This is a genomic window from Mesorhizobium sp. 113-3-3, assembly GCF_016756495.1.
In the GTDB taxonomy this organism is placed as follows: domain Bacteria; phylum Pseudomonadota; class Alphaproteobacteria; order Rhizobiales; family Rhizobiaceae; genus Mesorhizobium.
Genome location: NZ_AP023243.1, coordinates 6,281,564 through 6,298,789 on the forward strand (window position 1 = coordinate 6,281,564; position 17,226 = coordinate 6,298,789).

Sequence of the window (17,226 nt, forward strand, 5' to 3'; positions counted from 1 at the left end):
TGCTGGAGCTACTCTACCTTGAGCTCGCTCCGCTCGCCGGCCTTGACCGTGAAAGGCGTTTCCTTGTCGGCCTTGTCGGTGGTGAAATTGGTCACGAGCACGTAGTCGCCCGCCGCCAGCGTGGTCTGCATCTTTTCCCCGTAGGCGTAGGTGACCTGCTTGCGCTCGCCCTGGATGTTCTTCTTGGCCTCGAAGATCTTGAAGCCGTCCGCGCCCGGCGCGTCGACAGCCAGCACGCCCGCGTTCAGCGTCACGTTGACATCGGTCATCTGCCCGACCGTCACGCTGAAAGGCTGTTCCGTGGACACGGCCTGCACATCGACGCCCATCACATAGTCGCCCGGAGGCAGATCGAACTGGCTGTCGGGGCCGTAGGCGTAGGTCACCTGATCTCGGGTGCCGTCGAGCTTCTTGGCGGCCTTGTACACTTTCCAACCCACATCGGTTTCGGCCTTCTCGCCGCCCTGGGTGTAGAAGGCGTTGGCCTTGGCCTTGCCGACGCCGACGATGATGTCCTTGTCGACGACCTGGCCGGCGGCAAGCTGCATGGTCTCGCTTGCCTCGCCGGCTCCAAGCTTCACGGTGACCTTGGTCTCGCCGGCCGGAACGACGTACTTGACCTCGCCGTAGTTGCTGTCCGAGGTGCCGCCGGGATAGGCGATGCTGATCTGCGCATTGCGGTCGACTTCGGCCCCCGGCGCCGGTCGGGCATGGATCGAGAGTTCGGCGGCGTTCAAATTGAGTGCGAGTTCGGTTGCCTTGTCCGCCGTCAGCGTGACCTTCTGCTGCGCCTTGGCGGCACCACTCGAGGCGACGACGATATAGTTGCCAGCGGGAACGTGGAATTTGACAGCGTTGTAGCCGTCGTTGACATGGTCTCCACCGACACCCTTGGCATCGTCCGGAAAGACTTCATAGTAGACGTCGATCTTCGGTACCTCGCCGCCCTCTTTCAAGAATGCCTGGGGAATGAGGTTGTAGTCGACCTCGGCCGCTTTCGGTGCAGGCGCGGGAGCCGGGGCTGGTTCGGGAGCCGGGGCCGGAGCTGGTGCCGGTGCAGCGACGGTTTCGACCAGCGCTTCCTGCAGCGCCTTCTCGTCGGAGGCCTGGATGTACTTGCCGCCGGTGTTTTCAGCCAGGCACGCGATCTGCTTGCCCTCGTCGGCCGTCAATCCAAAGCCGACGACGTCGGCGGTGAAGTCGACGCCGGATGCCTCGAGTTCCTTGCCCAGCGCGCACGGGTCGCCGCCGCAGGTCTCGAGCCCATCGGTGATGAGGACGACGGTTGCCTTGTCCTCGGTGTATTTCAGCGCTTCGGCCGCCTGCTTGACGGCCGCCGTCAACGGCGTCTTGCCGAGGAATTTCAGACTGTCGGCGGCATCCGTGATGGCGCTTGCCGAGCCCGCCTGGGGCGGCACGATCAGCTGAATGTCCTCGCAGCTGCCTTTTTCGCGGTGGCCGTAGGCCATGAAGCCGATCTCATCGTCGGCGGGAACCGATTGAAGCACGGTCCTCAGCGATTCCCTGGCGATTTCGAGCTTGGGCTTTCCGTCGATCTGCGCCCACATCGAGCCGGAAGCGTCGAGAATGATGATGACCTTGTTTGCGGCAAAGCCGAACGTCGTCATCGACAAAAGGAGGATCGCCGCAGCGATGCTCCGTGACAATCCCACCATCAAAATCTCCTGAGTAGCCGCCCCGCCTGCGACCCAAAACTATTTGAGCGCGTGTCGGGACACAAGCCCGGACGCAGCCATGTGGCTCAGGCGCCAACCGGCGGGGCCGGCCTGAAGCCCTCATGCTCGACGATGGCGCGATATCGGGCATCGGCCCGCAACCCCTTGAAGGCTGGCTCGATGCGGATGCCCAGCATATCGTCCTCCTTGCGCCGCATCGCCTCTTCGAGGTAGCGGATCGCCTCGTCGTTGCGCCCCAGCATCGCCGCCGTGCACGCCACCTTGTAGGCGGGCTCCAGGTTCCTTTCATACTGGCGGATCTGCTCGCCATACATGGCCGACAACAGTCCCTCGCCGCCGGCCTCGCGCAAGCCTTTCTCGGCGGCGTCGGCAATGGCCAGGCGTGCGCTGTTGTTGGCGATCCCGGCGGCGCGCCGGTATTCGCGCAGGAAATCGGTGAAGCGGCCCTGATCGAGATAGATGGTGGCCAGATATTCGGGCGGAGACCGTAAATTCGGTTCGGCCTTGGCCAGCTGCTGCAGGATCATCACGGCATCATCGACCCGGCCGGCATAAAACAGGATGAGCGCCTTGTTGGCGATGATGGCGCGCGATTCCGGGTTCAGCGCCTGGGCCTTGCCGATCTCGGACAAGGGGGTGGCGGTCTCGCCTGTCACCATAAGGGTCAGAGCGTACCAATGGTGGGTCTGCGCGGCATTCGGATCGAGCCGGATGGCACGCTCGAACAACTCCCTCGATCGCTGGAAATCCTTCGTCCAGTAGAAGGTGGTGAAGGCAAGGGCGGCATAGGCGCCGGCATTGTCGGGGTCGAGCGCGATCGCTCGTTCGGCGGCGGCGACGGCGCGTGGATAGGCCTCGTTGGCCGGCATCAGCGTGAACTGGCTGATCGTGTTGTAGGCCTCGGCCAGTTTGACATAGGCATCGGCATAATTCGGGTCGAGCGTCGTCACCTCGGTCAGCAGCTGGATCGCATGGGTGAAGCCATCGGCCTGTCGGGTGCCGAGATGATAGACGGCGTCGAGGTAGAGATCCTGGACCCGGGAATCCGGGCGGTAGATGATCCGTGCCGGGGATGGATCGACATGTTGCATGGCCAGCGTGCCGGCGACCGCGAGCAACACCAATCCAGCCGCACCAAAAGCGAGCAGCGAGATTTGGGGCCATTTCGAAAATCCGGCAGAAGCGGCTGGGGCCGTCATCTGCGCAATCGCAGCCAAGGGCGGCGCGACCGGTTCCTCGACCAGGTGCTCGGCGTCATCGGATGCGATCGGCTCACCGCCACGCAGCCACGTTTCGAACTCGTCCGTATAGGCAAACACCAGGCTCCTGGCGCCGCCGGAAATGCGGTGCACAGGCAGCCCGCGCTGTTGCTCCCAGCGCCGCACCGTGCGCTCGTCACGTCCGAAGAACGCGGCAATTTCCTTCCAGTCGCGAAGGCGACGGTCGCGCTTGCTCGTCAAGGCCATTGTCCCCTAATGCCCGTATCTGCCCGCATTCGCCTGATGCCCTCCAACACCAGGCTGGACTAGCATCGCCATCGACATCAGTGCTTCGATGCCGCCGACGGCCCTGCCGGCGGACAGCATTGCTTGGCCTATCGCGGGTTTCAACCCGGCGAAAAGGTGGGGGCGTTTGCGCTGCTTCCAAGCGGCTCAGTAGGTGGTGCGGCGCTCTTCCGAGGGAGGCCTGCCGAACTGCAGCCGATAGCTCTGGGCGAAATAGGAATGCGAAGTGAAGCCGGTCGCGATCGCCACGTCGAGGATCGGCATATTGGTCTGGCGCAGCAATTCGCGCGCCCGCTCCAGCCGCAGCCGCATGTAGTAGCGGCCCGGCGTGACATTGAGGTGGCGCAGGAACAGGCGCTCCACCTGGCGCACCGAAAGACCGGCCGACTTGGCGAGTTGCACCGCCGAGAGCGGTTCGTCGAGATGATCGGCCATCAGTTCGACGATGCGCCTCAGCTTCTCCGACTTGCCGGTCAGGTCGCGTTCCGGCCCGACGCGCTGGCGGTCTCCGGCCGAGCGAATGCGCTCATGCTGGAACTGGTTGGCGACGCCATTGGCAAGGTTCGAGCCAAAATCGCCGCGCACGATCTCCAGCATCAGGTCGATCGAGGTGGTGCCGCCGGCGCAGGTGTAGCGCTTGCGGTCGATCTCGAAGACATTTCCGGTGCAGTTGATGTCGGGGAAGCGCTCCATGAAGCCGGCACGATTTTCCCAATGGATGGTGCAGCGGTAACCGTCGAGCTGGCCGGCCTCGGCCAGCAGATAGGACCCGACCGACAGCGCGCCAAGCGCGTTGCCGCGGCGGCCCCAGCTGCGCAGGGCCGCCAGAACCTTGCTCTTGCCGGGAAATTCGGTCGTCAGGCCGACCGAGACGAAGAGAATGTCGACAGGCGGCAGGTCGGCGACGCTGTAGTCGATCTTGAGCGGCAGGCCATTGGACGCCATCACCGGATCGCCATCGGCCGACACCGTCGTCCAGCCATAGAAATCGCGGCCGAGCAGGCGGTTCGCCGAACGGAACGTGTCGATCGCGGCGGCCAGCGAGAACATGGAAAACTTGTCGACCAGCAGAAAGGCGAACTGCCGGCCACCTTGAACGGGATCAGTCACGACCGGCCGTTCCGGGGAAATGGTGGGGTTCGGCAAAACTGGCGCTTTCAGGGTCAACCCGGGCTCAGAAGGAGGGCCGCTTCAATCCGGCCGCAAGGTAGGCAGAAGCTAACGTATTGGCCATCAGCATGGCAATGGTCATCGGCCCGACACCGCCGGGCACCGGCGTGATGGCGCCGGCTGCCTTGGCCGCCTCGGCATAGGCGACATCGCCGACGAGGCGCGACTTGCCCTCGCCCTTCTCGGGCGCCGGAATGCGGTTGATGCCGACGTCAATGACGGTGGCGCCGGGCTTCACCCAATCCCCCTTGATCATTTCCGGCCGGCCGACAGCGGCGACAAGAATGTCGGCGGTGCGGGCAAGCGCCGGCAGGTCCTTGGTGCGGCTGTGGGCGATGGTGACGGTGCAGTTGGCGGCCAGCAGCAGATTGGCCATCGGCTTGCCGACGATGTTGGAGCGGCCGACGACGACGGCGTTGAGGCCGGACAGGTCCTTGCCGCGCACGCGCTCGATCAGGAGCATCGAGCCGGCTGGCGTGCAGGGAACGAAGGCGGTGTCGAGTTCGCCCGTGCCGAGCTTGCCGACATTGATGAAATGGAAGCCGTCGACATCCTTCTCCGGCGCGATCGTCTGGATGATCTTGCCGGCATCGATATGGGCAGGCAGCGGCAGCTGCACCAGGATGCCGTTGATGGCGGGGTCAGCGTTGAGGTCGCCGATGATCTTGAGCAGCGCCTCTTGGGAAGTTTCGGCCGGCAGCGTGTGCTGGAGCGAATGAAAGCCGCATTCCTTGGCCGTGCGCGACTTGGACGCGACATAGACCTGGCTCGCCGGATCCTCGCCGACGATGACCACGGCGAGACCGGGCTTGGCCTTGCCCTTGGCGACCAGCTCGGCGGTCAGCGCCTTGACCTTCCGCACCACATCCTCGGCAACGCTCTTTCCGTCAATCACTTCGGCCATGAACCATCCTCAACCCTGTTTCGCCCGACGCCGCTTTCGAGACCGCAATGTCCTGGCGCCGGCAACATGCAGCGCGGCATTGTCACGAAAATTCCGGCACGCAATCCCGTCAAAGCGCCGTCCCATGCCGTTTACGCGAAAACCAGGATGGTTTTGTTCGGCCTCGTCGACGTATCTTGTGGCTCAGAAGTAGCGGCGGCGGGCGCGGCTCTCGGTGAGTTCGCGCACCGCCTCGCGGAAATCGCGCAGGCTGGCGCGGATTTCCTCGATCGGCGCCTGTTCGGCGGTTTCCTCAACCTGCGAAGGCTCGGCCGGCGGCTGGGTTGAATAGGCCGGTGACTGCGGCGGCGCGGGCTGCGGCGGGTACGGCATATGCCCGGCATAGGGCGCGGTGCCCTGGGCGTAGGGGCTGCCTGCCGGCGGCGCCTGCCAAGGCGGCGGATAGCCCGCCTGCTGTGCAGAGGGATAGGATGGCGGCGGCGGATAGAGCGGCTGCAGCGGCATTATCGGCGACCGCGACGGCGGCCCCATCGGCTGGGAATAGGTGGCATCGAAGCCTGGCGGGAAATGCGGCCGCGCATAGTCCGACGACCGCGGCATGAAGGAGGACTCCGGGTTCGGGAAACCGGAGGGCGCGACAGCATCCGCCGGCCGCACATTGCCGCCGAAGGCTGTGAATTCACTGTTATCGTCCGCCTCGGTGGATGGCTTGCGGGATACGGCGTTGCGCAGTCTCGCCATCAGCCCGGCGATGCGCCCAGGCCGTTCGGCGGGGGCAGCTTCGGCCTGTACCAAGGGCGGCGGCGGTACAGGCGGCGGGGGTGGCGCCGGCGGCACCGGCGCTGCCGGAATTGGTGGCGCGGGCGGCGGCGCTGCCCGGAATGCCTGCTCTTCCACAGGCGCCTTGCGGTCGCGGCGCGAACGCGATGTCGCTGTCTCACGCAAGCTTTCATAGGCGCCACGCATGGCGCCGAGGCCAATTCCGGAGGCAAAGCCCAGGAACAGGCCGGCAAGCGCCATCACGACCCGCGATGGACCGTTCGGCTCAAGCGGAACGGAGGGCGGCGAGATGACGGTCATATTGGCGGTATTGATACCCTTCTGCTCGCCAATTTCCTTGGCGCGCAGCAGATATTGTTCATAGACCGAGCGCTTGGCCGCGGCGTCGCGCTCCAGTTCGCGCATCGAAACGAGGTCGCTGTTGACGTCGCCGCTACGGACCTTCATCTGCGCCAGTTGCGACGCCAAGTCCTGTTGGACCTGGATCGAGCGTTTCAGGTCAACCTGCAGCGACGAGGCGATGCGGCTGAGTTCCGCGGCAATGCGATCGCGCGCCCCGGCAATCTGCGCGTTGAGCGCCTGGAGTTCGGGATGACGCGGACCCAGCCGGACCGCCGCTCGATCCGCCTCCTGCTTGAGCGTGGCATATTGGGCGCGCAGATCGCTCATCGTGTTGGAATTGATTTCTTCCGGCAACGTACCGCCGAGCACCGAATTGACATTGATCGAGCGGGCAGAGGCAGCGCGGGCGTTCAGCTCCGCAGTGCGGGCACGAGCAACGGACAGTTGCTCGTTGACCTTGAGCATTTGATCATCGCTGATCAGGTGGCCCTGCGCGTCGACAAGGTCGTGCGTGGCCCTGAAATCCTCGACCTTGCGCTCGGCCGTCTCGACGCTTTTGCGCATCTCCTCAAGTTTCGCCGTCAATTCGTTGTTGGCCCGGCCGGCGGTGAGGGATTGAAATTCACCCGAGGTCTGCAGAAAGACATCCGTCATCGTTTCCGCGATCAGCGCCGATTTCTGGGCGTTCTGCGTGGTGACGCCGATCACGATCGTGGAGGTCTTGCCCGCGCGCTCTACCGAAAGGCTTTCGGCCAGATTGCCGACGGCAAGCGACAGGCGACGCGGTTCATCGCCACCGCCCGGTCCGTCGTGGCGCAACAGGATCGAGCGGATCAGTGACATGACACCCAGACCGCCCGTGCCTTGGCCATTGAACTCCGGGTCGTCGGCAAGATTGAGCTTGTTGACGACCTTGCCCAGCACCGTGCCCGAGGTCAGCAATCTGATCTGGTTTTCGACATTGACGAGTGTCGCGTCGGGAACAACCGCCATCTGGGTGAGATCACGGTCCGAGAGTTTCAGGTCGCGCGGATCGACGACCAATTCGGTCATCGATTCATACTTCTTCGGCGTCGACAGCGCGATCGCGATGCCGAGCCCAGCACCGATCAGTGTGGTCGTGATGATCAGCAATTTCGACCTGGCAATGCCGCGCACCACCTGCATCGGATCGATCAGCGGCTTCCACTGCTGATCGTCTGCGCGATCGCCGGAGGATGCATCCGCTCCGCCCTGACGGCGGGATCCAGAGGTGTCATCCGGGCGAGTGCTGAGGGAAGATTCTTCAAAAGACTGCCTTGAGTACGGCTTGGCCGGCGGCAGATCGCCGGTGTCGGCGTCCGCCTGTGAGCGCCAGGTGTCGTCCCGTGCAGCCGCTTCCGGCGGCTCGTCCGGCGATAACCGCCCTGCCCCGGCGGCGGACTGCGTTGGGTTCGCCCGCGCCTCACGCTGCGAGCGGGCAAGGCGGTGGCGCGTGGCGGCATCCTCGCGCCATGCCGAATCCGCGCGATCGCCTATCGAGACCAGGGATGCGTCATCCTCACCGCGCATGGCCTGGCCGAGCGCCAGCAAGGAACGCTCGCGCCTCCAGTCCTCACGGTTTTCCCTGTCGACCATGTTCTTGGAGCTTCACTCTTTGGCCGCTGGGCAGCGGCGGTCGGCTATTCGTTAAACCACGCTAAACAAGCATAGGAAACAAAAGGTTAATTTTGGCCGGCCAGTGGGTAAGCTTTTCATAACCTCAAGCGCTGGAATTTCAGCGCATCCGGGCCCCAGAACGGCACGTTAAGCTTTCCCGCCTATGGCTTCCCCAGATATGACCGAAGCTCGCGGCATACCGCAAAGGCGTAGTTTCGCCCGGATCGGCACTTTCGTGGCCGAGCGACGGGGGCTGGTGCGCGACTATTTTTCGGCGATCAGCGGCGCCGGCGGGCGATTGGTGTTTTCGCTGGCCTATTTCATCGCGCTCGCCAACACTTTGTCCATCTCCGAATTCGGCATGTTCGCCACCGCATCGGCGGCCGGCGTGATGCTGTCGCGGATCCTGGCCTTCGGTTTCATCTCGGCACTCTATCGTACCGCCACCATCCGCCCCAATCTGATCGGCACCTTCACCGCCGGCTTCCTGCTGCTCGGCATCGTCTCGCTGCCGCTCCTGGCCGCAGCCTCGTTCGGCGTCTACCTGATCTTCTTCGCCGGCACCGTGCCGCTGTCGGTGTTTTCGGCAATCGTGTTCGCCGAAGCGCTGTTGTGGCGGCCGGTGGAGGTAGCGCTGATCGTCAACAACGGGCTGAGCAAGTTCGGCCGCGCCGCCATACTGGCAATCCTTGCAACGGCGCTGCGGGCGCTTGGCGCGGTGCTGTTCATGGTCTCGGCGCAGCACAGCATCTGGGCATGGTCGTGGTTCTATATCGGCGCCAACGCCGTCTCGCTGGTTGTGGCTTTCGGCTGGTTCTATCCGCGCCAAAGACTGCGGCTGCGCATCGAACTGTATCTGCGGCGGCTTGCCGATTCCATCTACGTCGCCGGCGCCGAAGTGCTGTTCTACCTGCAGTCGGAATTCGACAAGCTGCTGGTGCTGGCGATCGGCGGCCCGCATCTGGCCGGCATCTATGCCATCATCATGCGGCTGGTCGACCTGACCGCGATCCCGATCCGCACCTTCTCGATGATGCTGGTGCAGCGCATGATGCGCGCGCCGGACCTCTTGTCGCGGCTGGCGGTCAAGAGCGGCATCGAGGGCGGTGTCTTCCTGGTTTCGACGCTGGCGCTGCTGGCGCTCGGCATCGTGCTGCATTTCTTCCCCAACGCGCTCGGCAGAAACGTCTCCGAGGCCGCGCCGCTGGTGGCGTTGGCGATCTGCGTTCCGGGGCTGCGCAATCTGGTCGAATACCAGGCGGAGCTTCTGTTCGCGCGCGGCCAGACAGCGGTGCGGGCGCTCAATCTCGGCCTGCTCGCCGCGCTGAAGGCGCTGCTTTTGACCTATGTGCTGACCACCATCGCCGATACGTCGACGCTGGTGCTGTCGCTCAACATCGTCTTCCTGCTGCTCTATCTCGCCTCGATGCTGCTGACCTATTCGGCGCTGCGCAGGCCCGCGAAGGCGATCTAAATTCAGCCAGCCAATCCGATCAGGCGGCGGATGCGGCCGATATCGGTGCCGATGAAGGATTGCATGCCGATCGCCACCTGCTCCGGCGCCATGCCGGCAACGAAGCGGCGGAACTCATCGTCCGACAACGCCTCGCCCGTCCAGTGGACGCGGCAGAATTCCTCCGAACCGTGGAAGTGCCCGCCGCCGTCCAGCAGATCGTCGACATAGCGGCCATAGATCATGCATTCGGAGAATTTGCGTGCCGAGCCGACGACTTCGACCCAGTCGCGGCCATGGGCCTTCTCGATCTGGCCGCACATGGCAAGCACGGTGTCGCGGCGCCAGGCGATCAGGGTCGAGATATAGTCGTGAGCCGACGTCCGCGACGAGTCGATGCCGAGCGCGGAACCCGCATTGCGCGACCAGATGCGATGCTCGTCGTGACCGCCATCGGCAAGCACGCCGTCGCGGCGGAACAGCCGCACTTTGCCGTCACGCCAGAAAACCGAGCAGTCGAACGCCTTCAGGAACGCGACGTCGGAATCGCAGAAGACCAGAACGTCTTCCCTGGCATGCGCCGCGATGGCGATGCGGCGCAATTGCTGCACGTGCCAGCCGCGCAGCGGCTGCGTTTTCAGGCTGAGCCAGACGCGCCGGCGAAACAGGCTGAGCGGGTCGTCGAAAGCGCGCAGCCAGCGCGGCAGCAGGTCTCGCTCGTCGACAACAGTGCGCCGGCTGGTCTCCAACTGACGGAAGAGCGCGACATCGCGGTGTTCGACCAGGATGTAGTGGTGCGCGGCCCCGGAAACATGCCGGTCAAGCGTCTCGCACAACAAGCGGCAGCGCTCGAAATCCGGCGCGTAGCTCGCCGTCACCACGGCCGCCGTCGGCGTCTTCGGCAGCAAGCCGGGGCCGGCAAGGGTGTCTGGAACGAACCTTTTGTTCAACGGCGCTCTCCGGCCGTTTGCGCGCCACGCGACCATCTCTGCTTGACGACCCGCCACAGGAACACTGGATTGCCGACCACGTAGCGGCGCCAGAGCCGGGCCGGCTCGACTGCCAGCCTGAACAGCCATTCCAGGCGCAGGCGGCGCATCCATAGCGGCGCGCGCGGCACCGAGCCGCTCAGGAAGTCGAGCAGCGCGCCGACCGCGACCGGCATCGTGCAGTGGCGTTCGTCGATATGGCGTGCGATCCACAGTTCCTGGCGCGGAACGCCCATGGCGACCAGCAGCATGTCGGGCCGCAACGCCGCGATCCGGCCGATGATCTCCGGCTCCTGCGCGGCGGAGAAATAGCCGTCATGAATGACCACGAAATTGTGCTGCACGGCAAGGGCCGCCAGCTTGACCGACGCGGCCTCGGCGTTGACGCGCGTCGCGCCGAGCAACCCCACGGTCAGCGGCCGCGTCGAGGCCTGCAGGAAGGCCGGCACGAAATCGGTGCCGTTGAGATTGTCCGGAAACGGCGCGCCATAGAGAAGCTTTGCCGCGAGATCGACGCCGATGCCGTCCGGCAGGATGAGGAAATCGTCGAGCGCCTCGGCGAAGTCGGGGTCCGAACAGGCGATGTTAGCATTGTGGGCGTTGAGGAAGCTGACCTTGGTGAAGCGCCGCTCGGCGATCAGCCGGTTCAACAGGGCGACGGCATCGTCCCAGCGGATGGCAAGCACCGAAATGCCGAGGATCGTCTTCAACCTGTCGAGCCCGAAGGCGGCGCGGGCGGTGTGCATGTTCATGCAAACACCTCCTGCCTGACGGCCCCGAGTTTTTCCAAGCCATGCCGGATGGCGACATCCAGTGCCTTGACCTGCTGGCGATGGAAGGCGCCGCCATCGACGTCCCTGATATCGGTCGCCGCAGCCTCCAGGGCCCTGGCGAAACCGGCCGGATCGTCGGAGACGACGCAATTGTCGGGGCGATGCTCGATGCCGCGCAGCGAGCGGCTGGTGGCGACCGAAGGCAGGCCGAGCTCGAAGGTCTCGATGGTCTTCAACTGCACGCCGCTGCCGGCGGTGCTGATCAGCGGAATGACGGCAGCACCCGACACGAAGGACGTGGCATCAGGGACACGGCCGACAAACGCGACGCCCGGATGTGTCGAGGTGATACCGGACGGTATGTGGCCGGCAATGCGGATGCGGAAATCGGGACGCAGATGCGGCACCACCTTTCCCAGAAACCAGTCGAGGCCGATGCGGTTCGGCTGCCAGGTCCAGGTGCCGATCAACGCGGCGTCGCAGTCGATCCGGCGCGGGCCATTCCGACCTGGCGCTTTGGCGCCGGTCACCAGGGGCAACGCCGCCGAGCGGTCATCGGAGGCGACGCCGAGTGCCGCGCGGTCTTCCTCGGCGAGCGTGAAGACAAAGCGCGCGCGGCGGCAGAGACGCTCTTCCACGATCTTTAGCAGCCTTGCCTCACGGCTGAACAGCAGGCGCTGGAACAGACTACCGGCGGCAGCCGCGTTCTCCCGCGCCGAAAGATGCTCGACATTGTGGGCGACGAAGATCGAAGGCTTGTCTTTGAAGAGCTTTTCGAAGGCGCCGGCGAACTGCACGGAATTCAACACATAGCCATCGAACGGACCGGCTCGTTCGAGAGCGGCCTGGACATCGCGGTCGGACACCGCGCGCAGCTTGACCGACGCGAAGGTAAGGCCCGACAGCATTGCCTTGCCGACCCAGGCGAGCTTTTGCAGGGCAGAAGCGCTTTCGGTGCGCACGTCGATCGCACCCAGCACCACGGTGTCTTCCGGGTCGGCCGCGGCCTTCCCGGGCCAGGTGAAGCCTATGACCGTGACGCGCGCGCCAGCGCGCCGCAAAGCAGCGATGATCGCGGCATTGGCGATCTCGTAGCCCGAGGCGAGAGCGCCATCGGGCACGATCGATGTGGCGAACAGCAGATGCATCTCACCTATCCTGTGGTGTAGCCGGTAGCAAAGCGCGGTGAACCCTTGATTAAGCGAGCACGGTCAGTGCCCGAAAGCCCCTGCCTGGCGGGCCTCTCCGCGCAAGGTGATTAACGAAACCTTATCATCGTGGTGCTACCAGAGCGCGACTCACCATGTGGCTGGACACGGATGATCCCTTTGCCATCGGATGGTTCGGTATCGATCGCTGGACGGTCTCCCCGGCTTAACGTCGAGGCTGTCGAAGCGGTCGTCACCTTGCCGACCTTCAAGCGGCCCGAACAGGTGCTGGAAACGCTGGCGTCGCTGCGCGCCCAGCGGACCGGCAGGCGCTTTGCCGTCATCGTCATGGAGAACGAAGCCGAGGCGCGGGAAGGCGCCAAGGCGGTGCTGCCGCTGTTGGAGCACGGCGAGATGCCGGGGATGGTCATCATCGCGCATGAGCGCGGCAATTGCAGCGCCTACAATGCCGGCTGGCAGGCGGCGGTTCTGCACTTTCCCAACTTCAGGCATCTGCTGGTCATCGACGATGACGAGATCGCCGATCCGCACTGGCTGGAACGCATGTGCACGGCTGCCGAGACGCTCGGCGCCGATATTGTCGGCGGCCCGCAGGTGCCCGTCTTCGCAGACGCTGCCCATGTGAGATGGGCCGAGCATCCGGTGTTCGCGCCGCCCTACCGGGAAACCGGGCGCGTGCCGGCGCTCTATTCGTCCGGCAATCTTCTGGTCGGGCGCAACGTGCTGGTCGCCATGGGACCGCCCTTCCTCGACCTGAAGTTCAATTTCATGGGCGGCGGCGATTCCGACTTTCTCAGCCGGTCGGCGCAAAGAGGCTTTGTGCTCGGCTGGTGCGCGGAGGCCAAGGTTCGCGAGACCGTCCCGGCGCGGCGCGTCGCGGCCGACTGGATCCGCGCCCGCAGCCTGCGCAACGGCGTCATCTCGACACTGGTCGAGAAGAAGAAGCGCGCCGGCACGCCGCTGGCCGGCGCCAAGGTGTTCGCGAAGAGCCTGGCGCTGCTTGCCGCCGCGCCGTTTCGCGGCCTGATCCGGCTGGCACGGACCGGATCGCCGGCGATCGCCATCTACCCCGTCCATGTGGCGCTCGGCCGCGTGTTGGCCGAATTCGGATATGCCAATGAGCAGTATCGCCAGCCCGAGAAAAACTGAGCGCGCCCCGCTCAGCGACGCGTTCACGCGCGACGGCGTGGCGACGGCTGTCGCCGCACTGCTGTTCACCGTCATCATGGTGTCCTTCCGCCCGTTCCAGCCGGCCGGTGCCGAACTTACCGGCGACGGCGGCGACATCGTCAACCAGCTCGGCTTCGGTTCACTCGGCGCCATTTCGATCTTCTCGCTGCTGGCCTTTGCCGATCCGCGCATCGTGCGCTCGCTGCTCAGCCCGTCCTGGGTGCTGATGTTGGGCTTCTTTTTCCTGTCGGTCGTGCTGGCGACAGACCCGCCCTCGGCGATGCGCGCCGCGTCCTTCACCATGATCGGCATCCTGACCATGGCAACGATCCTGGCGCTGCCGCGCGATGCCGAGTCCTTTTCGAAAGTGATCATCTTCACCGCCGTGGTGGTGATGGGACTTTCCTATGTCGGCCTGATCGTCTTCCCGCACGAAGCGCTGCACACGGCCGATTCCCAGGAGCCCGAGCATGCCGGCCTTTGGCGCGGCGTGTTCACCCACAAGAACATCGCCGGCCCGATCATGGCCTGCTTCAGTTTCGCCGGCCTCTATCTCTACCGGCGCGGGCAACGCTGGTGGGGCGCGGGCATCTTCTGCGCGGCGATGATCTTCATGCTGCACACCGGCTCCAAGACCACTGCCGGCCTGGTGCCGTTCTCGATCCTGATCGTGATGTTTCCGAGCCTGATGGGCATGCGGCTCGGCACGCCGATCCTGTTTGCGCTGGCGATCATCGCCACCGCAGTCGGCACGCTGGGCATCGTCTTCCTGCCGCCGGTGAAGCATCTGGCGGCGATCTATTTCCCCGACCTGACCTATACCGGGCGCACGACGCTGTGGGAGTTCGCCGGCTCGATGCTGGCGAAGAAGCCATGGACCGGCTACGGCTATGAGAGTTTCTGGGGCACGCCGCTGCTGCTCAACCAGGACCAGCCCTTCGATAGGCCGTGGGACATCCGGACCATCGTGCACGGCCATGACGGCTATCTCGACATCGCCGTGCTGATGGGCATCCCTGCCCTTTGCGTGGCGGTCTACACTTTCCTGATCGCGCCGCTGCGCGACTACATGCGCATTCCGCTGCGCAAGGAAAACATCTATCTCGGCGACTTCTTCATGATGGTGGTGCTGTTCACCGCGCTCAATGCTTTCCTCGAAAGCTTCTTCTTCCATCGCGGCGACCCGGTCTGGCTGTTCTTCGTGCTCGGCGTGCTTGGCCTGAGGCAGGTGTCGCTGCGGCCGATCGCGGTGCGCAGTCTTTCCCGGCCAGCCTGACAGGGGCTTCCCCAGAGAACCGCGAGCGTCTATGTCAAAGCCTCCTTCGGAGGGCTTTCGATGACGATCAGGCTTGTTCTCGCCGGCTGCGGCAATATGGGTTACGCCATGCTCTCGGGCTGGCTGAAATCCGGCAAGCTTGCGCCGTCGGCGGTCTTCGTGGTCGAGCCCAATGCGGAGCTGCGCCAGCGCGCTGCAACGCTTGGCTGCGCCACATCAGCGGATGCCAGTGAGATTCCAGCCGATGCGGTGCCCGATCTCGTCGTCATCGCGGTAAAACCCCAGGTGATCCGCGACGTCACCGCCGACTACAAGCGTTTCGGCGACGGCCGTACCACCTTCGTCAGCATTGCCGCCGGCACGCCGGTCGCCACCTTCGAGGACATCCTCGGCAACCGCGCGCCTGTCGTGCGCTGCATGCCCAACACCCCGGCTTCCATCGGCAAGGGCATGATGGTGGTGTTTTCCAACCCGCTCGTCTCCGATGACACCAAGCGCTTTGTCGCCGACCTGCTGTCGGCGAGCGGCGAAGTGGCCACCATCGACGATGAAGGCCTGATGGATGCGGTGACGGCCGTATCGGGATCGGGGCCAGCCTACATCTTCCATTTCATCGAAGCGCTGACCGTGGCCGCCGAAAAGGCGGGACTGCCTACGGCAACCGCCAGGCTGCTCGCCATGCAGACCGTCTATGGCGCCGCCTCGCTCGCCGTCGAAAGCCAGGAAGACCCCGGCGTGCTGCGCCAGCAGGTGACCAGCCCGAACGGCACGACGGCTGCAGCTCTTGGCGTTCTGATGGGCGAGGATCGGTTGACCAATTTGCTGACTCAGGCGGTTGAGGCGGCGCGACTGCGGTCGATCGAGCTGGGGAAGTAAGCCCTCAGTTCGCTCCGTACAGCATCTCGTCCTGCAGCCGGCGCAAGGCGAACAGCCTCGTCGTCCGGTCGGGCGCGGCATTGTCGGCGGTCAGCAACTCGCCCTTCCTGACCTGTTTCAGCACCTTGCCGCCCTCGAGCAGGCCGACCGGTACGGCGTGCTGGGCGCGGGCTTCGCCGACGGTCATCGTCCAGGAGCGATAGCAGGTCTCGCCGATCGCATCGAAGCTCTCGCCGGCTGCCAGGTCGCGCTTGGCGACCGCGCAGACTTCGGCGACCGGCCTTGGCAGCGGCACCATGTCGGGCTTGCCGGACAGCATGATGCGGGCGGCGGTCAGCGGCACTTCCAGTGACGTCAGATGATAGGGCCGGAACAGGCTGTAATAGGGACCGTGGCCGATATGCAGATCGTCCATGCGCTCGATGATGCGCGGATGCGTGGCCTCGACGATGACGAAGACGCCGGGCGCCACGCCCTTGCCGATGGTGTAGTCGACGACGCCTTTTTTCAACAACAGCCCGCCATCCTCGCGCGGGATCAGCACCTTGACGAGATCGTCGCGGTCGGCCTTCGGGCCGTGCATGCCCGGCACGTCGGGCACCAGGCCGGTGGCGTTGGCGATGGCGCACATCTCGACCATGGTTTTCGAGCCGTCGACGAACTCGACCAGCATGCGCGGGTTCATGTTGCGGCGGATCGCTTCCTCGCGATAGTCGTCGGGCATGGCGTCGTGGTTGAGCGGATTGTTCTTGCCCTTGCCGGCCGAGACGATGGTCAGGCCGAGTGCGGTGGCGAACTCGATCAGCTCCATGCAGCTCGACGGCTCGTCGCCGGCGCCGACCGAATAGACGACGCCGAGCCGATCGGCCTGCTGCTTGAGATAGCAGCCGATGGTGACGTCGGCCTCGACATTCATCATCACCAGATGCTTGCCGTGCTCCATCGCCATCAGGTCGAAATCCGCGGCGACGCCCGGCTTGCCGGTGGCATCGATGACGACGTCGATCAGCGGATTGGTGACCAGCATCTCGTTGGAGGTGATGGCGATCTTTCCCGCCTCGATGGCTGCGGTGACTTTGGATGCCGCGTCTGCCTCGACCGCCATCGCCTCGTCGCCATAGGCTATGCGGATGGCGTCACGCGCGGTGTGCGGGCGGCGGGTGGAGACGGCGCAGACCGAAATGCCCGGCATCAGCATGCCTTGCGTGACAAGGTCGGTGCCCATTTCGCCCGAACCGATGACGCCGATGCGCACCGGACGACCCTCGGCGGCACGGCTGGCGAGATCGCGGGCAAGCCCGGTCAAGGCGACATTGGTCATGGGTGAGATGTCCACAGCTTCTTCGTTTGCGGCCGGATTAGCAGGGACAGGTCGCGTGTGCCAATGAAACCGCGCGCGAGCGGCGATTCCCGGCGAAAATGACCGGGGAAAGGCATCTGCGCCCTGGCCGATTGGCCCAAAGGGTTGCCAATTGACATTGTTG

13 protein-coding genes are annotated in these 17,226 nt (G+C 64.8%); 4 read left to right on the forward strand and 9 right to left on the reverse strand.

Features of this window, described 5'->3' with window-relative positions:
- Window positions 1–8 precede the first annotated feature (8 nt).
- From JG746_RS30465 to JG746_RS30485, 5 genes are all read right to left on the reverse strand, one after another.
- Window positions 9–1,676, reverse strand: coding sequence for a vWA domain-containing protein (locus JG746_RS30465; RefSeq protein WP_202356100.1), 1,668 nt, complete (start codon window positions 1,674–1,676; stop codon window positions 9–11).
- Between the two features lie 86 nt (window positions 1,677–1,762).
- Complete coding sequence (locus JG746_RS30470; protein ID WP_202356101.1) at window positions 1,763–3,163, reverse strand: TPR end-of-group domain-containing protein; 1,401 nt, start codon at window positions 3,161–3,163, stop codon at window positions 1,763–1,765.
- Window positions 3,164–3,349: 186 nt separating this feature from the next.
- A complete protein-coding gene (locus JG746_RS30475) occupies window positions 3,350–4,348 on the reverse strand; it encodes a GlxA family transcriptional regulator (RefSeq protein WP_446721225.1) in 999 nt (332 codons plus the stop codon).
- Between the two features lie 28 nt (window positions 4,349–4,376).
- Entirely contained in the window at window positions 4,377–5,276 is a 900-nt protein-coding gene (folD, locus tag JG746_RS30480) for a bifunctional methylenetetrahydrofolate dehydrogenase/methenyltetrahydrofolate cyclohydrolase FolD (protein ID WP_202356103.1), read from the reverse strand.
- A 183-nt stretch (window positions 5,277–5,459) separates the two neighbouring features.
- Window positions 5,460–8,015 carry a GumC family protein gene (locus JG746_RS30485; RefSeq protein ID WP_202356104.1) on the reverse strand — a complete coding sequence of 852 codons (2,556 nt, stop codon included), beginning with the start codon at window positions 8,013–8,015 and terminating at the stop codon, window positions 5,460–5,462.
- A 199-nt stretch (window positions 8,016–8,214) separates the two neighbouring features.
- On the opposite strand from JG746_RS30485, the gene JG746_RS30490 reads away from it, so the two are divergent.
- Window positions 8,215–9,510 carry a lipopolysaccharide biosynthesis protein gene (locus JG746_RS30490; protein WP_202356105.1) on the forward strand — a complete coding sequence of 432 codons (1,296 nt, stop codon included), beginning with the start codon at window positions 8,215–8,217 and terminating at the stop codon, window positions 9,508–9,510.
- A 2-nt stretch (window positions 9,511–9,512) separates the two neighbouring features.
- On the opposite strand, the gene JG746_RS30495 is transcribed toward JG746_RS30490, so the two are convergent.
- Genes JG746_RS30495 through JG746_RS30505 form a run of 3 tightly spaced genes read right to left on the reverse strand, consistent with a single transcriptional unit; the run spans window position 9,513 to window position 12,399 of the window.
- Window positions 9,513–10,439, reverse strand: a complete 927-nt coding sequence (locus JG746_RS30495) for a DUF6492 family protein (protein ID WP_202356106.1) — start codon at window positions 10,437–10,439, stop codon at window positions 9,513–9,515.
- A complete protein-coding gene (locus JG746_RS30500) occupies window positions 10,436–11,230 on the reverse strand; it encodes a WecB/TagA/CpsF family glycosyltransferase (RefSeq protein ID WP_202356107.1) in 795 nt (264 codons plus the stop codon). The genes JG746_RS30495 and JG746_RS30500 overlap by 4 nt, the downstream gene beginning before the upstream one ends.
- Entirely contained in the window at window positions 11,227–12,399 is a 1,173-nt protein-coding gene (locus JG746_RS30505) for a glycosyltransferase (RefSeq protein WP_202356108.1), read from the reverse strand. The genes JG746_RS30500 and JG746_RS30505 overlap by 4 nt, the downstream gene beginning before the upstream one ends.
- Before the next feature lie 171 nt (window positions 12,400–12,570).
- Here JG746_RS30505 and JG746_RS30510 point away from each other — a divergent pair, with 171 nt between their 5' ends.
- From JG746_RS30510 to proC, 3 genes are read left to right on the forward strand one after another with little or no spacing between them, the layout of a single operon-like run.
- A complete protein-coding gene (locus JG746_RS30510) occupies window positions 12,571–13,569 on the forward strand; it encodes a glycosyltransferase family 2 protein (RefSeq protein ID WP_202356109.1) in 999 nt (332 codons plus the stop codon).
- The gene (locus JG746_RS30515) at window positions 13,538–14,866 is read left to right on the forward strand and encodes an O-antigen ligase family protein (RefSeq protein WP_202356110.1); all 1,329 of its coding nucleotides are present in this window, start codon (window positions 13,538–13,540) and stop codon (window positions 14,864–14,866) included. Before JG746_RS30510 ends, JG746_RS30515 begins: the two co-directional genes overlap by 32 nt.
- Before the next feature lie 60 nt (window positions 14,867–14,926).
- The gene (proC, locus tag JG746_RS30520; RefSeq protein ID WP_202356111.1) at window positions 14,927–15,742 is read left to right on the forward strand and encodes a pyrroline-5-carboxylate reductase; all 816 of its coding nucleotides are present in this window, start codon (window positions 14,927–14,929) and stop codon (window positions 15,740–15,742) included.
- Between the two features lie 4 nt (window positions 15,743–15,746).
- Here the strand turns inward: proC and JG746_RS30525 are convergent, their stop codons facing one another.
- Window positions 15,747–17,063 (reverse strand): NAD(P)H-dependent oxidoreductase, encoded by a 1,317-nt coding sequence (locus tag JG746_RS30525; protein WP_202356112.1) that lies wholly within the window; start codon window positions 17,061–17,063, stop codon window positions 15,747–15,749.
- Window positions 17,064–17,226: the final 163 nt, after the last annotated feature.